General features: G+C 44.5%; 17 protein-coding genes, 2 tRNA genes and 2 rRNA genes (1 of these 21 cut by a window edge). 16 read left to right on the forward strand and 5 right to left on the reverse strand.

Annotated features, from left to right (window positions below):
• Window positions 1–4: 4 nt before the first annotated feature.
• Together FD735_RS00610 and tyrS are read right to left on the reverse strand one after the other, a co-directional pair.
• A complete protein-coding gene (locus tag FD735_RS00610) occupies window positions 5–853 on the reverse strand; it encodes a putative RNA methyltransferase (RefSeq protein WP_001095542.1) in 849 nt (282 codons plus the stop codon).
• 54 nt (window positions 854–907) lie between these two features.
• Window positions 908–2164, reverse strand: coding sequence for a tyrosine--tRNA ligase (tyrS, locus tag FD735_RS00615; RefSeq protein WP_000546901.1), 1257 nt, complete (start codon window positions 2162–2164; stop codon window positions 908–910).
• Between the two features lie 140 nt (window positions 2165–2304).
• Here tyrS and pbp1b point away from each other — a divergent pair, with 140 nt between their 5' ends.
• From pbp1b to FD735_RS00645, 6 genes are all read left to right on the forward strand, one after another.
• Window positions 2305–4842 (forward strand): penicillin-binding protein PBP1B, encoded by a 2538-nt coding sequence (pbp1b, locus tag FD735_RS00620; RefSeq protein WP_139658246.1) that lies wholly within the window; start codon window positions 2305–2307, stop codon window positions 4840–4842.
• A 77-nt stretch (window positions 4843–4919) separates the two neighbouring features.
• Window positions 4920–5831 carry a DMT family transporter gene (locus tag FD735_RS00625; protein ID WP_002892724.1) on the forward strand — a complete coding sequence of 304 codons (912 nt, stop codon included), beginning with the start codon at window positions 4920–4922 and terminating at the stop codon, window positions 5829–5831.
• A gap of 84 nt (window positions 5832–5915) precedes the next feature.
• Entirely contained in the window at window positions 5916–6614 is a 699-nt protein-coding gene (dapD, locus tag FD735_RS00630; protein ID WP_139658247.1) for a 2,3,4,5-tetrahydropyridine-2,6-dicarboxylate N-acetyltransferase, read from the forward strand.
• A gap of 67 nt (window positions 6615–6681) precedes the next feature.
• Window positions 6682–7812 carry an N-acetyldiaminopimelate deacetylase gene (locus tag FD735_RS00635; RefSeq protein WP_139658248.1) on the forward strand — a complete coding sequence of 377 codons (1131 nt, stop codon included), beginning with the start codon at window positions 6682–6684 and terminating at the stop codon, window positions 7810–7812.
• An 11-nt stretch (window positions 7813–7823) separates the two neighbouring features.
• Window positions 7824–8363, forward strand: coding sequence for a 5-formyltetrahydrofolate cyclo-ligase (locus FD735_RS00640; RefSeq protein ID WP_139658249.1), 540 nt, complete (start codon window positions 7824–7826; stop codon window positions 8361–8363).
• Window positions 8347–9027 carry a rhomboid family intramembrane serine protease gene (locus FD735_RS00645; RefSeq protein ID WP_139658250.1) on the forward strand — a complete coding sequence of 227 codons (681 nt, stop codon included), beginning with the start codon at window positions 8347–8349 and terminating at the stop codon, window positions 9025–9027. The genes FD735_RS00640 and FD735_RS00645 overlap by 17 nt, the downstream gene beginning before the upstream one ends.
• Window positions 9028–9184: 157 nt before the next feature.
• Here the strand turns inward: FD735_RS00645 and FD735_RS00650 are convergent, their stop codons facing one another.
• The 3 genes from FD735_RS00650 to FD735_RS00660 form a co-directional block, all read right to left on the reverse strand.
• The gene (locus tag FD735_RS00650) at window positions 9185–9472 is read right to left on the reverse strand and encodes a hypothetical protein (protein ID WP_000401878.1); all 288 of its coding nucleotides are present in this window, start codon (window positions 9470–9472) and stop codon (window positions 9185–9187) included.
• Between the two features lie 218 nt (window positions 9473–9690).
• Window positions 9691–10590 (reverse strand): UTP--glucose-1-phosphate uridylyltransferase GalU, encoded by a 900-nt coding sequence (galU, locus tag FD735_RS00655; protein WP_033629217.1) that lies wholly within the window; start codon window positions 10588–10590, stop codon window positions 9691–9693.
• A gap of 21 nt (window positions 10591–10611) precedes the next feature.
• Window positions 10612–11628 carry an NAD(P)H-dependent glycerol-3-phosphate dehydrogenase gene (locus tag FD735_RS00660; protein ID WP_033585444.1) on the reverse strand — a complete coding sequence of 339 codons (1017 nt, stop codon included), beginning with the start codon at window positions 11626–11628 and terminating at the stop codon, window positions 10612–10614.
• Window positions 11629–11834: 206 nt separating this feature from the next.
• Between FD735_RS00660 and FD735_RS00665 the strand changes: the two genes are divergently transcribed.
• The 10 genes from FD735_RS00665 to FD735_RS00715 form a co-directional block, all read left to right on the forward strand.
• On the forward strand, window positions 11835–13541 hold the full coding sequence (locus tag FD735_RS00665) for an ABC transporter ATP-binding protein (protein WP_139658251.1): 1707 nt from the start codon (window positions 11835–11837) through the stop codon (window positions 13539–13541).
• 1 nt (window position 13542) lies between these two features.
• Window positions 13543–15309, forward strand: a complete 1767-nt coding sequence (locus FD735_RS00670; protein WP_139658252.1) for an ABC transporter ATP-binding protein — start codon at window positions 13543–13545, stop codon at window positions 15307–15309.
• A 139-nt stretch (window positions 15310–15448) separates the two neighbouring features.
• Window positions 15449–16138 (forward strand): gamma-glutamyl-gamma-aminobutyrate hydrolase family protein, encoded by a 690-nt coding sequence (locus tag FD735_RS00675; protein WP_049505384.1) that lies wholly within the window; start codon window positions 15449–15451, stop codon window positions 16136–16138.
• 168 nt (window positions 16139–16306) lie between these two features.
• Window positions 16307–17656 carry a glucose-6-phosphate isomerase gene (locus FD735_RS00680; protein WP_000018248.1) on the forward strand — a complete coding sequence of 450 codons (1350 nt, stop codon included), beginning with the start codon at window positions 16307–16309 and terminating at the stop codon, window positions 17654–17656.
• A gap of 128 nt (window positions 17657–17784) precedes the next feature.
• The gene (gene gltX, locus FD735_RS00685; protein ID WP_033629222.1) at window positions 17785–19245 is read left to right on the forward strand and encodes a glutamate--tRNA ligase; all 1461 of its coding nucleotides are present in this window, start codon (window positions 17785–17787) and stop codon (window positions 19243–19245) included.
• A 12-nt stretch (window positions 19246–19257) separates the two neighbouring features.
• Window positions 19258–19692, forward strand: coding sequence for a cytidine deaminase (locus FD735_RS00690; protein ID WP_125391816.1), 435 nt, complete (start codon window positions 19258–19260; stop codon window positions 19690–19692).
• 117 nt (window positions 19693–19809) lie between these two features.
• A tRNA-Glu gene (locus FD735_RS00695) sits at window positions 19810–19881 on the forward strand.
• 231 nt (window positions 19882–20112) lie between these two features.
• A 16S ribosomal RNA gene (locus FD735_RS00705) occupies window positions 20113–21659 on the forward strand.
• A 51-nt stretch (window positions 21660–21710) separates the two neighbouring features.
• A tRNA-Ala gene (locus FD735_RS00710) sits at window positions 21711–21783 on the forward strand.
• Window positions 21784–21905: 122 nt separating this feature from the next.
• Window positions 21906–22995 (forward strand): 23S ribosomal RNA (locus FD735_RS00715) (it continues 1814 nt past the right edge of the window).
• Together the 16S and 23S rRNA genes with 2 tRNA genes alongside form the textbook arrangement of a ribosomal RNA operon.

Below are 22995 nucleotides of genomic sequence, written 5' to 3' on the forward strand. Positions count from 1 at the left end.
TAATTTACAGTGCTTTCCCAACCAAAATCTCTGCTTCGATGGTAATCTCAGTCAACTGACTCCAGTCAATATTGGTATGATCAACGTGAAAGAGTAAGGGTGTCATGGCAAGCAGGGCTTGGCGTTGCTCTGCTGTGATATGCTTTGTTAGGGAAGCTATTTGGCTAGATTGGATGCTGAAGTGTTCCTGGAAATGTTCTTTGATATCTTGATTAGAATAGTCCTTCTTTGTCAGCTGGTCCTGCACCATTTGACGGATTTCTTTGAGGTGATTTTCAGTTGGGATGACCTTGATTAAAATACCGTCTTTGGATAAAACGCGGCGAAATTCACCATAGTTGGCAGGGGAAAAGATATCAAGCAGGATATCCATGCTAGCGTCTTTTATAGGAAGGCGAGCTAGGTCACCGACAAACCAGTTGACCGCCCAGTTGGGTTCGCTCTTGGCAGCGATTTGAACGGAATCTTTTGAAATATCAAAGGCATAGAAGGTCTTGTCAGGATGACTTTCTTGGAGTTTACGAGAGTAGAAGCCTTCGCCACAACCGATATCCAAGATAGTTTTGGCAGTTTCTAGTCTTGCAAGCAGGTCTGAGATGGTTTCTAAGATAGTCTGATAAAAGCCAGCTTCTAGGATTTCTTGGCGGTTTTGAAAGTTTTCCTTGTCGTAGTTGGCAGATTGCTTGATTTGAGGAGCCAGATTGACATAGCCGAATTTTGCCAAGTCAAAAGAATGGCGATTGCTACACTTGAGACTGGTTTCTACCAAGGCCAGATTTTCTTGGCAGATAGGGCAGGCAAAGGAGCTAGCAGTAGCAAAGCGTTGGAGTTTTGGTTTGAGGTTTGTATTCATAGTTTTAGTCTAGCAAAAAAAGGACTGGATGGCAAATGCCTCCAGTCTGCTTTTTTAGTATGTAAGAACAAAGTATTTCTTCTTTCCGCGGCGGATAACAGTGAGTTCATTTTCTAACTTATCTGCGTCACTCAAGACATAGTCAAGGTCTTGGATACGGTCGCCGTTGACGTAGATGGCTCCATTTTGGACATCTTCACGGGCTTGGCGTTTGGAATTCACCACACCAGATGACACGAGGAGTTCCACGATATTGTGATTTTCATCTGCTTGTACTTGGTAGTTTGGCACGCCACGGAGTCCTTGTTTGAGTTCTTTAACAGAAAGGTTTTTGATGTTTCCGGCAAAGAGTTGCTCTGTGATGTTAAGGGCTTCCTTGTAGGCTTCTTCGCCGTGAACAAGTGTTACGACTTCACGAGCCAAGACTTTCTGAGCCAAGCGTTCGTGTGGAGCCGCTTCAAATTGTTTACGGATGTCTTCAATCTCATCAAGTGACAAGAAGGTAAAGATCTTCAAGAAGCGAACAGCGTCTGCATCCATGACGTTCATCCAGAATTGGTACATTTCGTATGGGGAAGTCTTTTCAGGATTGAGCCAGACTGCGTTTCCTTCTGATTTACCAAATTTCTTACCAGTTGCGTCTGTGATGAGTGGCACAGTGATAACGTGACCAGTCTTGTCAGCCTTACGACGAAGCAATTCGGTACCAGCTGTCATATTTCCCCACTGGTCAGAACCACCGATTTGTAGCGTTACGTTGTGCTCTTGGTTAAGGACGTAGAAGTCATACCCTTGCATGATTTGGTAGGCAAACTCAGTATAAGAAATCCCTGTTTCGATCCGTTTTTTCACAGATTCCTTGCTCATCATGTAGTTGACAGTGAAGTATTTTCCGATATCACGGAGGAAATCAATGAAGCTGATGCTGCCAAACCAGTCGTAGTTGTTGACCATGACAGCTTTATTTTCACCATTTTCAAAGTCAAGAAAACGAGAAAGTTGTCCTTGGATAGACTTGACCCAGCCCTCTACTGTGTCTTTTGTTTGGAGACTACGCTCAGCATCTTTGAAGGACGGATCTCCGATGAGACCTGTAGCACCGCCAACGAGCGCATAAGGTTTGTGACCTGCTAGTTGCAAACGACGACTTGTCAAGATTGCGACAAGGTGGCCTAGGTGAAGGCTGTCAGCAGTTGGATCGTAGCCAGTATAATAAGAAACTTGACCTTCTTCTAGGGCTTTGCGCAAAGCTTCTTCATCAGTCGTTTGAAAAATCAAACCACGCTCTTTTAGCTCATCAAAAATGTGCATGTGTCTTTTCTCCTTTATAAAATATTGTTTCTACCTATTGTATCACAAACTTGATTAATAGCCTAGTGGAATAGGGAAGAAAGTGGCTATTTTATTGAAAGTTTCCCTTTTATGGTATAATAGAGAAAGCGAGGACATTCATGAAAGAAAGAATTAATGAATTAAAAACAAAAATGCTGCATTTTTTCCAGCAGCTAATGCAACGAATTGCAAAATGGAAGAAAAGACTAGCAGAAAAACTAGCTAATAAGAAAACCAGTAAAAAGGGGACCTCTTCTGACAACGTTAGAAAGGCAGGGTCTATTTTTGCTAAGGTTTTGAGTGGGTTTAAAATAGTTTTTAATACTCTCTTTATCTTAGGTTTTATCGGTGGACTGTTTGGCGCTGGTGTAGCTATGGGTTATGGAGTTGCTCTATTTGACAAGGCTCAGGTGCCTCAAGCAGAAGAGTTGGTCAAGCAAGTGAAGGATATTGCTTCCATCTCAGAAATCACTTATTCTGACGGCAGTACCATTGCCTCGATCGAGGGCGATTTATTGCGCACTTCAGTCGCTTCAGATGCTATCTCAGATAACCTTAAGAAAGCTATTGTTGCGACAGAGGACGAGCATTTCAATGAGCACAAGGGAGTTGTGCCTAAGGCCGTTATTCGTGCGACCTTGGGAACCTTTGTCGGTCTAGGCTCATCTAGTGGTGGTTCGACCTTGACTCAGCAGGTCATCAAGCAGCAAGTGGTGGGGGATGCTCCAACTCTGGCTCGTAAGGCTAAAGAGATTATTGATGCTCTAGCTTTAGAACGGGCCATGGGTAAGGATGAGATTTTGACAACCTACCTTAACATTGCTCCTTTTGGTCGCAATCATAAAGGTCAAAATATTGCAGGTGCCCAGCAGGCTGCAGAAGGAATCTTTGGGGTCAATGCTTCGGATTTAACGGTCCCTCAAGCAGCCTTTATCGCAGGATTGCCACAGAGTCCTATTAGTTATTCTCCTTATGAATCTGACGGCAGTATGAAGAGCGATGAGGATATGGCTTTGGGAATTAAGCGTGCCAAGGATGTCCTCTACAATATGTATCGGACAGGAGCTCTGAGTCAGGAAGATTACGACAAGTACAAGGATTATGACTTCAAGCAAGACTTTCTACCATCAGGTAGCGTCAGTGGTACTTCGCGCGACTATCTCTACTATGCAACCTTGGCAGAAGCTACTGACCGCATGTACGACTACCTCGTCCAACGAGATAATGTCTCTGCGCAAGAATTAAAGAATGAGTCCATTCAGAAATCCTATCGTGATTTAGCCACTAAGGAAATTGAAAATGGTGGATATAAGATTACGACAACTATCAATAAAAATGTTCATGCTGCGATGCAAAATGCGGTTGCGACCTACGGCTATTTGCTAGATGATTCGACAGGCCAGCCTGAGGTGGGGAATGTCCTCATGGACAACCAAACGGGAGCTATCCTTGGATTTGTTGGTGGCCGTAATTATCAAGAAAATCAGAACAATCACGCTATCGATACCAAGCGTTCTCCAGCTTCAACTACAAAACCTATATTGGCCTATGGTATCGCTATTGACCAAGGTTTGATGGGAAGTGCAAGTATCTTGTCAAACTATCCTACCAACTTCTCAAATGGGAATCCCATCATGTATGTCAATAGTCCTGGTACGGGCATGATGACATTGGGAGAAGCCCTTAACTACTCATGGAATATCCCAGCCTACTGGACGTATCGTACGCTTCGAGAGAAGGGTGTTGATGTCAAAGGCTATATGGAAAAAATGGGTTACGAAATCCCAGAATATGGTATTGAAAGTTTACCGATGGGTGGGGGGATTGACGTTACAGTTGCCCAGCATACCAACGGGTATCAAACTCTGGCCAACAATGGAGTTTACCATAAGAAACATATGATCGCTAAGATCGAGTCAACGGATGGTCGAGTGGTCTATGAGCATAAGGATGAGCCTGTGCAGGTTTATTCAAAAGCGACAGCAACCATCATGCAAAGTCTGCTCCGTGACGTCATTTCATCTCGGATTACTTCTAGCTTCCAGACCGACTTGACGACTATCAATCCATCCCTAGCTCGTGCTGACTGGATCGGAAAAACTGGTACGACCAATGAAGATGAAAATATGTGGCTCATGCTTTCTACACCTCGCTTGACTTTGGGTGGCTGGTTAGGTCACGACGACAACCGACCACTAGCCAAAGGAGCAGGCCACTACCGTAATGCCAACTATATGGCCCACTTGGTCAATGCTATCCAACAAGCTGAACCTGGAATATGGGGGAATGAGCGTTTTAACCTGGATTCAAGTGTGACCAAGTCACAAGTTCTCCGATCTACAGGGCAAAAACCGGGCAAGGTTTCTATCAATGGAAAAGAAATAGAAGTTTCTGGATCAACAGTAACGAGCTACTGGGCGACTAAAGAAGGTGCCCCGGTGACCACCTATCGCTTTGCTATTGGAGGAAGCGATGCAGATTATCTGAACGCGTGGAAGAATATTCTAGGGAGCATTCCGGCAGTGACTCCTCCAAGCTCAAACAGTAGCTCAAGTTCAAGCAGTGGCTCAAGTTCAAGCAGTAGCTCTGGAAGTTCAAGTTCGAGTGGAAATACTCAAAGTGGTTCTACAGGACGTTCACGTCTATTTAATCGTTAAGAAAGAGTAGTAGCAAGGTTAGTAATTTCTCCTTGTTGCTACTTTTTTCTTTGTTGGTTTCGTGTTACAATAATAATATGAATCATTATCAGAAAAAGATTGTTAAGGGAACAGTATACTCGCTACTCTCAGGCCTAATCTGGGGGATTTGTGGGATTTTAGGAGAGTATTTTTTCACTCATTATCCAGTATCTTCTGGATGGATTACTTCTATGCGTTTACTAGTGGCGGGGAGTTTGGTTTTAGGTTTATCTGCTTTTCAGTTGCGTAGCCGCTTGTTGGATATCTGGCGTGATAAGAAAAATTATCTACCTTTTTTAGCCTATGCTATTCTAGGTATTTTTTCTGTGCAGTTTTTCTTTTATCTCTGTGTTGAGTATTCGAATGCGACGACGGCGACCATTTTGCAATTTATCAGCCCAGTTTTTATCCTGTTTTACAATCGAATCATTTACCAGAAGAAGGCTTCTATTACAGCTGTGTTCTATGTTTTGATTGCCATGCTAGGTGTTTTTTTGATGGCTACAAAAGGGGATCTATCCCAGTTGTCCATGACACCTTTGGCTCTAGTGACAGGTTTGCTCAGTGCAGTAGGGGTCATGTTTAATGTTATCCTTCCCCAGCGTTTTGCACGGCGCTACGGATTTGTTCCGACTGTTGGTTGGGGGATGATTCTGGCAGGACTCTTTAGTAATTTCCTCTACCCTATTTATCAGATAAGTTTTCAAGTGGATCTGGTAAGTGTGTTGATTTGTCTGACGATTGCCGTGTTTGGTACTGCTTTTGCCTTCTTCCTATCTATGAAGGCCGTGTCCCTCGTTTCCCCGCTGGTTGTATCGGTGGTGAGTGCTAGCGAACCGCTTTCTTCAGCTTTATTAAGTGTTCTTTTTCTGGGATTGGTCATGGATGGTTTTTTGGCCTTGGCTATGGTGTTGATTATCGTTCCGATGATTTTCTTATCTGTAGAAGAAGCAAAACAAGCCAGGTAAAGATGATTATTTGATAGTTGAGGCTTCAAATTTGAAGCCTTTTTTGGTAGAATAGGTATCATTATAACGAACCAGGAGGCACCTATGACTGCTACAAAAATGAACGCTCAAGAAATTATCCAATTTATCGCCAATGCTGAAAAGAAAACCAGTGTCAAAGTAACCTTTGAGGGGCAACTCGCATCTGCTGTGCCTAGCTCTGTTGTCAAACTAGGAAATGTTTTATTCGGAGACTGGAAGGACGTGGCTCCGCTTCTTGAAGGTTTAGTAGAAAATCAAGACTATGTTGTCGAGCAAGATGCTCGTAATTCTGCAGTTCCTTTGCTAGACAAACGTGCGATCAACGCTCGTATCGAGCCAGGTGCGATTATCCGTGACCAGGTGGAAATTGGTGACAATGCTGTTATCATGATGGGAGCAGTTATCAATATCGGTGCTGAAATTGGTGCAGGAACCATGATTGACATGGGTGCCATCCTTGGTGGTCGCGCTATTGTTGGAAAAAACAGCCACGTTGGTGCAGGTGCAGTTTTGGCAGGTGTGATTGAGCCAGCTAGTGCTGAACCAGTCCGTGTCGGAGATAATGTTCTTATCGGTGCTAATGCAGTGGTGATCGAAGGGGTCCAAATCGGCAGTGGTTCAGTTGTTGCAGCAGGAGCTATTGTTACCCAAGATGTTCCAGAAAACGTGGTAGTGGCAGGTGTTCCAGCTCGTATCATCAAAGAAATTGATGCCCAAACCCAACAAAAAACAGCGCTAGAGGATGCGCTTCGTACCTTGTAATTGTAAAAGTAAAAAAGAGGCGGAACCCTTTTTCCAGCCTCTTTCTGCTATATAGGAGGACAGATAGATGTTAGATTTGATTCAGACTAGACGAGATTTACACCAGATTCCAGAGATTGGCTTGGAAGAGTTCAAGACTCAGGCTTATTTGCTGGATGTGATTGAGAAATTGACTGCGGGCAAGGATTTTGTTCAAATTCGTACTTGGCGGACAGGTATTCTGGTTTATTTGCAGGGAAGTCAGCCGGAACGAACCATTGGTTGGCGAACAGACATTGATGGCCTGCCTATCGTCGAACAAACCGGACTGCCTTTTGCCTCTCAGCACCAAGGTCGCATGCATGCCTGTGGACACGATTTTCATATGACTATTGCCTTGGGCTGTCTCGAACGCGCCCTGGAGGAACAACCCAAGAATAATTTGCTCTTCCTATTTCAGCCTGCTGAAGAAAATGAAGCTGGTGGGATGCTCATGTATGAGGATGGTGCTTTTGGAAATTGGTTGCCAGACCAATTTTATGGTCTCCATGTTCGTCCGGATCTGAAGGTCGGACAGATTGCGACCAACACTCATACACTCTTTGCAGGGACTTGTGAGGTGAAGGTTCGTTTCAAAGGAAAAGGAGGACACGCAGCTTTTCCGCATGAAGCCAATGACGCCTTGGTGGCTGCTAGTTACTTTGTAACCCAGGTGCAGTCAGTTGTCAGTCGCAATGTCAATCCCATCGAGGGAGCGGTGGTGACCTTTGGCCTTTTCCAAGCTGGAACAACCAACAATGTCATTACAGACACAGCCTTTTTGCATGGAACCATTCGCGCCTTGACTCAGGACATGAGCCTCTTGGTACAAAAAAGAGTCAAGACAGTCGCAGAAGGGGTTGCAGCAGCCTTTGATATGGAAGTCGAAGTAGAACTCAAGCAAGGGGGCTACCTGCCTGTGGAGAACAATCCAGCCTTGGCGCGTGAACTGATGGACTTCTTTGAAGAGAAAGACGGAATCGAGTTGATTGATATCGAGCCTGCTATGACTGGTGAGGACTTTGGTTATCTCCTTTCGAAGGTAGATGGCGTTATGTTCTGGCTAGGTATCGATAGTCCCTACGCCCTTCATCACCCTCAGATGAGTCCTAAGGAAGAAGCCTTAGCCATTGGGGTAGATGCGGTCTCTAGTTTCTTGAAAAAGAAGGCAGCAGAGTAGAGGAATTGTCTATGAAAGCAGAACTACGCAAGAAAATTTTGCAAGAAATGAAGGCTGTTCCTCAAAAGCAAAAAATTGCTATGGATCAAGCCTTAACAGAACGATTTTTGAATCATCCTGTTTACCAAGAAGCCAAGGTCATCGCAACCTACCTCTCTTTTCCGCATGAGTTTCAAACGCAGGGACTGATTGAGCAGGCGCTGAAGGACGGCAAGAAGGTTTTGATACCCAAAACCTATCCCAAGGGGCGCATGGAGTTTGTGGTCTATCATCCGCAGCAGTTGGTAAAAACTTCCTTTGGTTTACTGGAACCGAAAGGAGACTTGGAAGTTGTGGATCCGTCTCAGATTGACTTAATCCATGTTCCGGGCTTGGCTTTTACAACAGGGGGCTATCGGATCGGATATGGTGGAGGATACTACGATCGCTATCTGGAACATTTTGCTGGGCATACGATGAGTACAATCTACCCTTGTCAGGTTCAGGAGTTTAACTTGGAAAACCATGATATTCCCGTACAGGCGGTGCTAATCTATGAAGGAAATCTTTGATAAACGTTATCCTGTGACTAGTTTCTTCCTCCTAGTGACAGCATTGGTATTTCTCTTGATGTTGGTTCTTACAGGTTTAAATTTTGAACGAGCAGATACCCTGCTTCAGTTTGGAGCCATGTATGGACCGATCATTCGCCTATTCCCTGAGCAGATTTGGCGCCTTTTTTCAGCCATATTTGTGCATATCGGATGGGAGCATTTTATTGTCAATATGATTTCACTCTACTTTCTTGGACGACAGGTGGAGGAAATTTTCGGCTCTAAGCAGTTCTTCTTTCTCTATCTCTTATCAGGAATGATGGGCAATCTCTTTGTTTTTGCTTTCACACCAAAAGTCCTAGCAGCAGGGGCCTCCACTTCCCTATACGGGCTATTTGCTGCGATTATCGTCTTGCGTTACGCAACTCGCAACCCCTATATTCAGCAGTTGGGGCAATCCTATCTGACACTTTTCGTGATAAATATTATCGGAAGTGTTCTGATTCCAGGAATCAGCCTATCTGGGCATATCGGTGGCGCAGTAGGAGGGGCCTTTCTAGCAGTCATCTTCCCAGTCAAATGGGAGAGAAGGATGTACAGTACCAGCCAGCGAATCGGAGCAACTGTACTTTATATCGCACTAGCCGTTTTCCTATGCTATAAGGGAATGAGCTATGTGTAGGGGGGATAGTTAAAAAGCTACTCAAAAATGAGTAGCTTTTTGTGTAGATTGGAACCATTCGAAACAACACAGCTCTATAACTAGGAAATATTGATACTATCAACTCCGCACATCCTACATAGACAGTTTACCTAATGTTTTTTAATATTCTCCAAAACTATATCTTATACAAATTATTTAATCTTTCTAACTCTAATACATTCATGCATACTTCTACTCCAGTAACTACCCCCTTGCTATGAATAAATCCACAAGAAAACACAATCCTCTCCTTACTCAAAATATTTGACAATATTACTAATGCTTCTAAAACATAATCCTCTATGGCAATAAAACTATTGTTTTCATCTTTGAAAAACTTTATAAATCCAATATCCTTACACCTATCACCAAAATAAAACCTAAGTGATTTTAAATAATAATCAAAAAACACATCAATCTCCATAGAAACCCCCTTCATTTTTAAAATATTCTGTTATATCATACAAAAAAGTTTTGGAACCATTCGAAACAACACAGCAAGTTAAAATAAGGCTTTGTCCGTGCACAACTTGAAAAAGCGAGCACCGACTCGGTTGCTAATAAGTCATCTGCAAAGATGGCTTTTTTATTGCAAACTTCAACACAAAAACAAAGCCCTTCTTTAAGAGCCTTGTTTTTCTTCTATTCCCCCTCAGCTAGCTCTTTCCCAAGTTGGATGAGATAGTCTTTCAAGTCGTCTTTGACTTGTGGATGTTTGAGAGCGTAGTCGATGGAGGTTTTCATAAAGCCAAACTTGTCTCCAACATCGTAACGAGCCCCCTTGAACTCACGAGCAAATACACGTTGTGTTTTATTGAGGGTGTCGATTGCATCTGTCAGCTGAATTTCATTTCCTGCACCTGGAGCTTGGTTTTCGAGGATTTGGAAAATTTCTGGTGTGAGAAGGTAACGTCCGATGATAGCAAGGTCGCTAGGAGCATCCTCTGGTGCAGGTTTTTCAACGAAGGTTTCAACACTGTAAAGACCGTCTTTTCCTTCGCCTTGCGGAGCAATAACCCCATAAGCAGATACTTCGTCATGAGGGACTGGCATGACAGCGATAGTAGACGCGTGGGTACGCTCGTAGTCATCCATGAGTTGTTTGGTAAGTGGAACAGCCTTTTCGTCTGTGATATCCATCAAGTCATCACCAAGCATAACGACAAAAGGTTCATTTCCAACGAAAGCTTTGGCTTGCAAGACAGCATCTCCGAGACCACGTGGATGTGTTTGACGGATAAAATGCAGGCGCATGCCGGTTGTCTCATCAACTAGCTTCAGAAGATCTGTTTTCCCTTTTTCTTTGAGGTTGTATTCCAATTCGAAGTTTGAATCGAAGTGGTCCTCGATAGAACGTTTTGACTTACCCGTAACAACCAAGATGTCTTCGATTCCAGACTTGAGGGCTTCTTCAACGATAAACTGGATAGTTGGCTTGTCTACGATTGGCAACATTTCCTTGGCCAAGGCCTTAGTTGCTGGGAGGAAACGAGTTCCCAATCCAGCGGCAGGGATGACTGCTTTTCTGACTTGTTGTTTCATAATGTTCCTTTCTATAAAGGTCTATGACCATTCGTTTTCTGCTTTAAATTCATTGCTCATGATGTCAGTGATTGCTTCTTTGATGTTGACACCTTCATAGATAACTCGGTAGATGGCCTGTGTGATTGGCATGTAGACACCCAATTCCTGAGCTAGCTCGTAAGCCGCTCGAGTTGTTGAGATTCCTTCGATAACCATGCCCATGTTTGCTTCGATGTCTGCGAGGGATTCTCCACGACCGAGAGCATCACCTGCCCTCCAGTTACGAGAGTGGACAGATGTCCCCGTTACGATCAAATCCCCAACTCCAGAAAGCCCGCTATAAGTCAGAGGGTTAGCTCCAAGAGCGACCCCTAGACGGGTGATTTCAGCCAAGCCACGGGCAATGATAGCCGCCTTGGCATTGTCGCCAAATCCTAGACCATGTAATGCGCCTGCACCAACTGCGATGATGTTTTTGAGAGCACCAGCGGTTTCAACTCCGATAACATCCGTATTAGTATAGAGACGGAAGTAGTGATTGCTAAAGAGATTTTGGACGTACTGGGCAGTTTCGAGGTCTTTAGAGGCTGCAGTGATCAAGGTAATATCTCGCACAATAGTTTCCTCAGCGTGGCTAGGTCCTGAAACAACGACGACTTCACTACGGAGATCGACTGGAATTTCCTCTTCAAGAATAGTTGATAGACGTTTGTGGCTATCTGGTTCCAATCCTTTGGAGGCATGCATGATGACAACCTTGTGATCAAGCACCTTTGCTACTTGTTGGGCAACCAGTCTCGTTACTTTTGTTGGGACTACAAATAAAACAGCATCCACATCCTTTAGTGTTTCTTCTAAGTCATGATAGGCTTTAATTTTTTCGTCGAGTAGGATATCTTTGAAGTAGCGTTTGTTTGTATGTTGGTTATTGATTTCATCAATTTGGTCAGAAATATTTCCCCAAATTCGAACCTCGTGTCCATTGTCGTTTAGGACCTGCGAAAGGGCAGTTCCCCAAGAACCAGGACCCAAGACAGCGATGGTTTGTTTCTTCATCTTTTCCTCCTTGTAAGAGTTCTTCCTTTCATTTTACCATAAAAAGCCTTTTCATGCATCACCTGTAGATGAAAGCGTACTAATTTATAATAAGGAGACTTCTTTGACAAGATGCCTCTTTTTTGCTAGAATAGCATCAATATGAACGAATGAGAAGGAGCTGACGCAGGATGTCGCTCCCTTTATCTATTTTATTAGGAGGAAATATGCTCATTAAAAAAATAAAAACCTATAAATGGCAGGCCTTGGCATCCCTAATGATGACAGGCTTGATGGTTGCGAGCTCGCTCTTGCAACCGCGCTATTTGCAAGAGGTGTTAGAGGCTTTGTTGGCCGGTCAACATGAGGCTATTTATAGTATTGGCGCTTGGTTGATAGGGGTAGCCCTAGTTGGTCTGGTTGCAGGTGGGGTCAATGTAACGCTTGCAGCCTATATTGCTCAAGGAGTGTCTTCGGACCTTCGGGAAGACGCTTTTCGCAAGATCCAGACTTTTTCTTATGCCAATATCGAGCAGTTTAATGCGGGTAATCTTGTCGTCCGTATGACCAATGATATCAACCAAATTCAGAATGTGGTGATGATGGCTTTTCAAATTCTTTTCCGTCTCCCTCTTCTCTTTATCGGTTCCTTTATCTTGGCGGTCCACACTCTTCCATCGCTTTGGTGGGTGATTGTCCTCATGGTGCTCCTAATCTTTGCACTAACAGCCATCATGATGGGGATGATGGGGCCACGATTTGCTAAGTTTCAAACCCTTCTTGAACGGATCAATGCTATCGCCAAGGAAAATCTACGTGGTGTGCGCGTGGTCAAATCCTTTGTACAAGAAAAAGCACAATTTGACAAATTTACCGAGGTTTCAGATGAACTTCTCGGCCAAAATCTTTATATTGGTTATGCCTTCTCAGTTATAGAACCTGTTATGATGCTAGTCGGCTATGGGGCAGTCTTCCTCTCTATCTGGTTGGTGGCTGGTATGGCTCAGTCAGATCCATCTGTTGTGGGCTCGATTGCTTCCTTTGTCAACTATCTCAGCCAGATTATCTTTACCATTATCATGGTTGGATTTTTAGGAAATTCTGTCAGCCGTGCCATGATTTCCTTGCGTCGTATCCGCGAGATTCTAGATACCGAGCCAGCAATGACCTTTAAAGATCTCCCGGATGAAGAGTTAGAAGGAAGTCTCTCTTTTGAAAATGTGACCTTCACCTATCCTAATGACGATGAGCCTATGCTGAAGAATGTAACCTTTGAAATTGCGCCTGGTCAGATGGTCGGTGTGGTTGGGGCTACTGGAGCAGGGAAGTCCACTCTAGCACAGTTAATTCCACGACTTTTTGATCCACAGGAGGGATCTATCAAGATTGGTGGCAAGGATATTCGAGACGTCAGCGAGGGAACCTTGCGTAAAACAGTTTCCATCGTCTTGCAACGTGCTATTCTCTTTAGCGGGACCATTGCAGATAATCTTCGTCAAGGAAAAGGAAATGCCAGCGTGTCAGAAATGGAACGTGCAGCACGAATCGCCCAAGCCAGCGAATTTATCGGACGCATGGAAAACAAATTTGAGAGTCAGGTCGAAGAACGTGGCACCAACTTTTCTGGTGGACAAAAACAACGGATGTCGATTGCCCGTGGGATTGTCAGCGATCCCCGTATCCTGATTTTTGACGATTCGACTTCGGCCCTAGATGCCAAGTCAGAAAGACTCGTGCAGGAAGCTTTGAATAAAGATTTGAAAGGGACAACAACCATTATCATCGCTCAAAAGATCAGTTCAGTCGTCCATGCGGACAAGATTTTGGTCTTGGATCAAGGGCGTTTGATTGGAGAAGGACGGCATGCAGACTTGGTAGCTAACAATGCCGTCTACCGCGAAATCTACGAAACACAAAAGGGAAAGGAGGAATAAAATGAAAACCGTTCGATTTTTCTGGAATTATTTTAAAGTTTACAAGCTCTCCTTTGTCATTGTGATTCTGATGGTTGCAGTTGCGACGATTGCCCAAGCCCTCTTTCCAGTTTTTTCAGGTCAAGCAGTGACGGAGCTCGCTAACCTAGTTCTGGCTTATCAAAATGGAACTTCCGACCTAGCCTGGCAGAGTTTGTCAACTCTGATGCTGAATTTAGCTCTGGTTGTCCTCGCCTTAGTGGTATCTAGTTTGATTTACATGACCTTGATGACCCGTGTGATTGCTGAGTCAACAAATGAGATGCGTAAGGGTCTCTTTGGCAAACTTTCTCGTCTGACGGTTTCTTTCTTTGACCGCCATCAGGATGGCGATATCCTTTCTCGCTTCACGAGTGACTTGGACAACATCCTTCAAGCCTTCAATGAAAGCCTAGTTCAGGTCATGAGCAATATTGCTCTTTACATCGGTTTGATTTTTGTCATGTTTTCAAGAAATGTGACGCTCGCCCTGATAACAGTAGCCAGTACTCCAGTAGCCTTTCTCATGTTGGTTTTCATCGTGAAAATGGCCCGCAAATACACTAATCTCCAGCAAAAAGAGGTAGGGAAACTCAACGCCTACATGGACGAAAGTATTTCAGGGCAGAAAGCTGTTATCGTACAAGGAATTCAAGACGACATCGTAGCAGGCTTTGTGGAGCAAAATGAGCGCGTGCGCAAGGCAACCTTTAAGGGGAGAATGTTCTCAGGCATCCTCTTTCCTGTTATGAATGGGATGAGCTTGGTCAATACGGCCATCGTCATTTTTGCAGGTTCGGCTGTCTTGCTGAACGATCCAAGTATCGAAACAACGACAGCCCTAGGTTTGATTGTCATGTTTACTCAATTTTCTCAGCAGTACTACCAGCCGATTATCCAGGTGGCTGCGAGTTGGGGGAGCCTCCAGTTGGCCTTTACTGGGGCAGATCGTATCCAAGAAATGTTCGATGCAGAAGAAGAGATTCGTCCGCAAAATGCGCCTGCCTTTACGGAATTGCGAGAAGGCGTTGAAATCAGTCACATTGATTTCTCTTATGTGCCAGACAAGCCGATTTTAAAAGATGTTAGCATTTCAGCTCCTAAGGGGCAGATGATAGCAGTTGTCGGTCCGACTGGCTCAGGGAAAACGACCATCATGAACCTCATCAATCGTTTCTACGATGTGGATGCAGGCAGCATTTGCTTTGATGGCAAAGACATCCGTGACTACGACTTGGACAGCCTGCGGAGCAAGGTCGGGATTGTCTTGCAGGATTCGGTCTTGTTTAGTGGAACGATCCGAGACAATATCCGCTTTGGTGTGCCAGATGCCAGTCAGGAAATGGTCGAAGCAGCTGCCAAGGCAACTCATATTCATGATTATATCGAAAGCTTGCCTGATAAGTATGATACCCTTATTGATGATGAGCAAAATATCTTCTCGACTGGGCAGAAACAATTGATTTCCATCGCTCGGACCTTGATGACAGATCCTCAAGTCCTAATCCTAGATGAAGCGACTTCCAATGTGGATACCGTAACAGAAAGCAAAATCCAGCATGCTATGGAGGCAGTTGTAGCAGGACGAACCAGTTTTGTCATTGCCCATCGTCTCAAGACCATCCTCAATGCCGATCAGATTATTGTCCTCAAAGATGGAGAGGTTATTGAACGTGGAAATCATCACGAGTTGCTCAAACTCGGCGGTTTCTACTCGGAACTATATCACAATCAATTTGTCTTCGAATAAGAAAGAAGTTGTCCTCGTTGGGCAGCTTTTTCTTGTCCATAAAAAATACTTATCACGGTCTTTAAAAAAACATATTAGACAGGAAAGGGGTGGAGTGATAAGATAAGACTGTCGCAAGAAAATCGAAAGGAGACACATCATGGCTAGAACGGTTGTAGGAGTTGCTGCAAATCTATGTCCTGTAGATGCAGAAGGGAAAAACATTCACTCATCTGTATCCTGTAAATTTGCAGAGAGCATTCGTCAAGTCGGTGGTCTCCCTTTAGTAATTCCTGTAGGGGATGAGTCCATTGTGCGCGATTATGTGGAAATGATTGACAAACTCATCTTGACAGGTGGGCAAAATGTCCATCCTCAGTTTTATGGAGAGAAAAAGACCATTGAGAGCGATGATTACAACCTTGTACGCGATGAGTTTGAACTAGCTCTCTTGAAAGAAGCGCTCCGTCAGAATAAACCAATTATGGCAATCTGTCGTGGGGTTCAGCTGGTCAATGTTGCTTTTGGCGGCACTCTCCACCAAGAAATTGAAGGTCACTGGCAAGGCTTGCCTTTTGGAACATCTCATTCTATTGAGACAGTAGAAGGAAGCGTGGTGGCTAAGTTGTTTGGCAAAGAAAGTCAGGTCAACTCAGTCCATCGTCAAAGTATCAAAGACCTGGCGCCTAATTTCCGTGTGACTGCTATTGATCCAAGAGATCAGACCATCGAAGCGATTGAGTCTATTGATGAGCATCGCATTATCGGCTTGCAGTGGCACCCAGAGTTTCTGGTCAATGAAGAAGACGGCAATTTAGAACTATTTGAGTATTTATTAAATGAATTGTAACGGTTAGAATCTCTAGCCGTTTTTATTCGTCCTTTCAGATTTTTTATATTTTAGCAAATTTACGCAAACGTTTGAATTCTGATAAAAATTGGGCAAATTCAATAAAAAAGCTTGAAAAAATCGAAGGTAAGCGTTATGATAGAAAAGAAGAAATTTTGGAGGATTATCATGTCACATATTAAATTTGATTATTCAAAAGTTTTAGACAAATTTGTTGCCCCACATGAAGTGGAATACATGCAAGCACAAGTAACAGCTGCAGACGAATTGATCCGTAAAGGAACTGGTGCTGGTAGCGACTTTTTGGGTTGGTTGGACCTTCCTGAAAATTATGACCGCGAAGAATTCGACCGCATCTTGAAAGCTGCTGAGCAAATCAAATCAGACAGCGATGTTTTGGTTGTAATCGGTATCGGTGGATCTTACCTTGGTGCCAAAGCAGCCATCGACTTCTTGAACCACCACTTTGCAAACTTGCAAACAAAAGAAGAACGCAAAGCTCCACAAATCCTTTACGCTGGAAACTCAATCTCATCTACTTACCTTGCTGACTTGGTAGAGTACGTAGCTGACAAAGACTTCTCAGTAAACGTGATTTCTAAATCAGGAACAACAACTGAACCAGCTATTGCTTTCCGTGTCTTCAAAGAACTCTTGGTTAAGAAATACGGTCAAGAAGAAGCTAACAAACGTATCTATGCCACAACTGACCGCCAAAAAGGTGCTGTTAAGGTTGAAGCAGATGCCAACGGTTGGGAAACATTTGTGGTTCCAGATGATATCGGTGGACGCTTCTCAGTATTGACAGCAGTTGGATTGCTTCCAATCGCAGCATCAGGTGCAGACATCAAAGCCCTTATGGAAGGTGCGAATGCAGCTCGTAAAGACTACACTTCAGATAAACTTTCAGAAAATGAAGCTTACCAATACGCAGCAGTTCGTAACATCCTTTACCGTAAAGGCTACGCTACTGAAATCTTGGTAAACTACGAACCATCACTTCAATACTTCTCAGAATGGTGGAAACAATTGGCTGGTGAGTCAGAAGGGAAAGACCAAAAAGGTATTTACCCAACTTCAGCAAACTTCTCAACTGATTTGCACTCATTGGGTCAATTTATCCAAGAAGGAACTCGTATCATGTTTGAAACAGTTGTCCGTGTTGACAAACCACGTAAGAACGTGATCATTCCAACTTTGGAAGAAGACCTTGACGGACTTGGTTACCTTCAAGGAAAAGACGTTGACTTTGTAAACAAAAAAGCAACTGACGGTGTTCTTCTTGCCCACACTGACGGTGATGTGCCAAACATGTACGTAACTCTTCCAGAGCAAGATGCCTTCACTCTTGGTTACACTATCTACTTCTTCGAATTGGCTATCGCCCTTTCAGGTTACTTGAATGCCATAAACCCATTTGACCAACCAGGTGTTGAAGCCTACAAACGTAACATGTTTGCCCTTCTTGGAAAACCAGGATTTGAAGAATTGAGCAAAGAGCTTAACGCACGTCTATAATAGAAGAAAAGAGTGGCTTGTCCACTCTTTTTTACTCTCTTTATTCGTAGACATTGGACTCAGGCGAGACTTGTGATATAATATAGAAAGCAAAAAGGCAGACGCCTAGAGACTTTATAGGAGAAACTATGTCAAAAGATATCCGCGTACGCTACGCACCAAGTCCAACAGGACTCCTACACATCGGAAATGCCCGTACAGCATTGTTTAACTACCTTTACGCACGCCATCATGGTGGAACTTTTATCATTCGTATCGAAGATACTGACCGTAAACGCCATGTTGAGGATGGAGAACGCTCACAACTTGAAAATCTTCGCTGGTTGGGCATGGATTGGGATGAAAGCCCAGAAACTCATGAAAATTACCGCCAATCAGAGCGTTTGGAACTCTATCAAAGATACATCGACCAATTGCTAGCTGAAGGAAAAGCCTACAAATCTTACGTTACAGAAGAAGAGTTGGCGGCTGAGCGCGAACGTCAAGAAGCAGCAGGTGAAACACCACGTTACATCAATGAATATCTTGGCATGAGCGAAGAAGAAAAAGTAGCTTACATCGCAGAACGTGAAGCAGCTGGTATCATCCCAACTGTCCGTTTGGCTGTTAATGAGTCTGGTATCTACAAATGGCATGACATGGTCAAAGGTGATATCGAGTTTGAAGGTGGCAACATCGGTGGTGACTGGGTTATCCAAAAGAAAGATGGCTACCCAACTTACAACTTTGCTGTTGTTATTGATGACCACGATATGCAGATTTCTCACGTTATCCGCGGTGATGACCACATTGCCAACACCCCAAAACAGCTCATGGTCTATGAAGCTCTTGGTTGGGAAGCTCCAGAGTTCGGTCACATGACTTTGATCATCAACTCTGAAACGGGTAAAAAATTGTCTAAACGCGATACAAATACCCTTCAATTTATCGAAGATTACCGTAAGAAAGGCTATCTTCCAGAAGCTGTCTTTAACTTTATCGCTCTTCTTGGTTGGAATCCAGGTGGCGAAGATGAAATTTTCTCTCGTGAGGAATTGATTAAACTCTTTGATGAAAATCGTCTCAGCAAGTCACCAGCTGCCTTTGATCAGAAGAAACTAGACTGGATGAGCAACGACTACATCAAGAGAGCTGATCTTGCGACAATCTTTGAAATGGCTAAACCATACTTAGAAGAAGCAGGGCGTTTGACTGATAAATCTGAAAAAATGGTAGAACTCTACAAACCACAAATGAAGTCAGTGGATGAAATCGTTCCATTGACAGATCTTTTCTTCTCAGATTTCCCAGAGCTGACAGACGCTGAGCGCGAGGTCATGGCAGGAGAAACCGTTCCGGTTGTTCTGGAAGCCTTCAAAGCGAAACTAGAAGCAATGACAGATGAAGAATTTGTGACAGAAAACATCTTCCCACAAATCAAAGCAGTTCAAAAAGAAACAGGTATCAAAGGGAAAAACCTCTTCATGCCGATTCGTATTGCCGTTTCAGGTGAAATGCATGGACCAGAATTACCAGACACCATTTTCTTACTCGGACGTGAAAAGTCAATCCAGCATATTGAAAACATGCTGAAAGAGATTTCTAAATAAAAAGGACTTCCGATGGATACATGGGAAAAGATGTATAAAGAAGCACGAGCCTTATACAATCCTCATGAAGTTTCTGACTTTGTTTATGCTAACCATGTTGTTGCTGCAGTAGAAGCAGAAGATGGTCAGATCTTCACAGGATTTTGTATGGAGGGCACTTGTGGCGTTTTTCATCTCTGTGCAGAACGAGCGGCTCTCTTCAATATGTATCAATTTTCAGGACAGACCAAAGTTAAGAAAATCCTCGCCTTTCGAGATAAACCTCCTTACGGCGAAGAATCAGGTATGCCCTGTGGCGCTTGCAGAGAATTTCTCTTAGAATTGAATGCTGAAAATAAAGAAGCAGAGTTCATGATGAACTACGAAACAAGAAAAACAATTAAGGTTGCCGAATTGATCCCTTACTGGTGGGGAGAGGAACGTGCAACTAATTGGCAAGATAAATAAAGGGAGTCAGTTTAACTGGCTCTTTTCCCTAATCTTTTCAGAATTTCGGTAAAGAGGGAAAAAAGTCCTTGACAAAGGTAAAAAAGTAGGTATAATAGAAAGAGTTGAAAAGCTCAAGGTCCGTTGGTCAAGGGGTTAAGACACCGCCTTTTCACGGCGGTAACACGGGTTCGAATCCCGTACGGACTATGGTGTATTGCGGCTAAAAAAACTTGAAAAAAGTTTAAAAAATCTGTTGACAGAGGCAGGTAGCTGTGATATACTAATATAGTTGTCGCTCGAGAGAGAATGAGTGACAAAGACCTTTGAAAACTGAACAAGACGAACCAATGTGCAGGGCACTATAACTGAAGTTATAGTACTGAACAATGAAAAAAACAATAAATCTGTCAGTGACAGAAATGAGTGAGAACTCAAACTTTTAATGAGAGTTTGATCCTGGCTCAGGACGAACGCTGGCGGCGTGCCTAATACATGCAAGTAGAACGCTGAAGGAGGAGCTTGCTTCTCTGGATGAGTTGCGAACGGGTGAGTAACGCGTAGGTAACCTGCCTGGTAGCGGGGGATAACTATTGGAAACGATAGCTAATACCGCATAAGAGTAGATGTTGCATGACATTTGCTTAAAAGGTGCAATTGCATCACTACCAGATGGACCTGCGTTGTATTAGCTAGTTGGTGAGGTAACGGCTCACCAAGGCGACGATACATAGCCGACCTGAGAGGGTGATCGGCCACACTGGGACTGAGACACGGCCCAGACTCCTACGGGAGGCAGCAGTAGGGAATCTTCGGCAATGGACGGAAGTCTGACCGAGCAACGCCGCGTGAGTGAAGAAGGTTTTCGGATCGTAAAGCTCTGTTGTAAGAGAAGAACGAGTGTGAGAGTGGAAAGTTCACACTGTGACGGTATCTTACCAGAAAGGGACGGCTAACTACGTGCCAGCAGCCGCGGTAATACGTAGGTCCCGAGCGTTGTCCGGATTTATTGGGCGTAAAGCGAGCGCAGGCGGTTAGATAAGTCTGAAGTTAAAGGCTGTGGCTTAACCATAGTACGCTTTGGAAACTGTTTAACTTGAGTGCAAGAGGGGAGAGTGGAATTCCATGTGTAGCGGTGAAATGCGTAGATATATGGAGGAACACCGGTGGCGAAAGCGGCTCTCTGGCTTGTAACTGACGCTGAGGCTCGAAAGCGTGGGGAGCAAACAGGATTAGATACCCTGGTAGTCCACGCCGTAAACGATGAGTGCTAGGTGTTAGACCCTTTCCGGGGTTTAGTGCCGCAGCTAACGCATTAAGCACTCCGCCTGGGGAGTACGACCGCAAGGTTGAAACTCAAAGGAATTGACGGGGGCCCGCACAAGCGGTGGAGCATGTGGTTTAATTCGAAGCAACGCGAAGAACCTTACCAGGTCTTGACATCCCTCTGACCGCTCTAGAGATAGAGTTTTCCTTCGGGACAGAGGTGACAGGTGGTGCATGGTTGTCGTCAGCTCGTGTCGTGAGATGTTGGGTTAAGTCCCGCAACGAGCGCAACCCCTATTGTTAGTTGCCATCATTCAGTTGGGCACTCTAGCGAGACTGCCGGTAATAAACCGGAGGAAGGTGGGGATGACGTCAAATCATCATGCCCCTTATGACCTGGGCTACACACGTGCTACAATGGCTGGTACAACGAGTCGCAAGCCGGTGACGGCAAGCTAATCTCTTAAAGCCAGTCTCAGTTCGGATTGTAGGCTGCAACTCGCCTACATGAAGTCGGAATCGCTAGTAATCGCGGATCAGCACGCCGCGGTGAATACGTTCCCGGGCCTTGTACACACCGCCCGTCACACCACGAGAGTTTGTAACACCCGAAGTCGGTGAGGTAACCTTTTAGGAGCCAGCCGCCTAAGGTGGGATAGATGATTGGGGTGAAGTCGTAACAAGGTAGCCGTATCGGAAGGTGCGGCTGGATCACCTCCTTTCTAAGGATAAGGAACTGCACATTGGTCTTGTTTAGTCTTGAGAGGTCTTGTGGGGCCTTAGCTCAGCTGGGAGAGCGCCTGCTTTGCACGCAGGAGGTCAGCGGTTCGATCCCGCTAGGCTCCATTGGTGAGAGATCACCAAGTAATGCACATTGAAAATTGAATATCTATATCAAATAGTAACAAGAAAATAAACCGAAACGCTGTAGTATTAAAAGAGTTTATGACTGAAAGGTCAAAAAATAAGGTTAAGTTAATAAGGGCGCACGGTGGATGCCTTGGCACTAGGAGCCGAAGAAGGACGTGACAAACGACGATATGCCTTGGGTAGCTGTAAGTAAGCGATGATCCAGGGATTTCCGAATGGGGGAACCCAACAGGTACTACCTGTTACCCGCATCTGTTAAGGATGTGAGGAGGAAGACGCAGTGAACTGAAACATCTAAGTAGCTGCAGGAAGAGAAAGCAAAAGCGATTGCCTTAGTAGCGGCGAGCGAAACGGCAGGAGGGCAAACCGAAGAGTTTACTCTTCGGGGTTGTAGGACTGCAATGTGGACTCAAAGATTATAGAAGAATGATTTGGGAAGATCAGCCAAAGAGAGTAATAGCCTCGTATTTAAAATAGTCTTTGTACCTAGCAGTATCCTGAGTACGGCGGGACACGTGAAATCCCGTCGGAATCTGGGAGGACCATCTCCCAACCCTAAATACTCCCTAGTGACCGATAGTGAACCAGTACCGTGAGGGAAAGGTGAAAAGCACCCCGGGAGGGGAGTGAAATAGAACCTGAAACCGTGTGCCTACAACAAGTTCGAGCCCGTTAATGGGTGAGAGCGTGCCTTTTGTAGAATGAACCGGCGAGTTACGATATGATGCGAGGTTAAGTTGAAGAGACGGAGCCGCAGGGAAACCGAGTCTGAATAGGGCGCATTAGTATCATGTCGTAGACCCGAAACCATGTGACCTACCCATGAGCAGGTTGAAGGTGCGGTAAGACGCACTGGAGGACCGAACCAGGGCACGTTGAAAAGTGCTTGGATGACTTGTGGGTAGCGGAGAAATTCCAAACGAACTTGGAGATAGCTGGTTCTCTCCGAAATAGCTTTAGGGCTAGCGTCGACATTAGAGATTCTTGGAGGTAGAGCACTGTTTGGGTGAGGGGTCCATCCCGGATTACCAATCTCAGATAAACTCCGAATGCCAATGAATTATGGTCGGCAGTCAGACTGCGAGTGCTAAGATCCGTAGTCGAAAGGGAAACAGCCCAGACCACCAGCTAAGGTCCCAAAATAATTGTTAAGTGGAAAAGGATGTGGGGTTGCACAGACAACTAGGA

It is taken from the genome of Streptococcus sp. 1643 (assembly GCF_006228325.1).
Lineage (GTDB): Bacteria > Bacillota > Bacilli > Lactobacillales > Streptococcaceae > Streptococcus.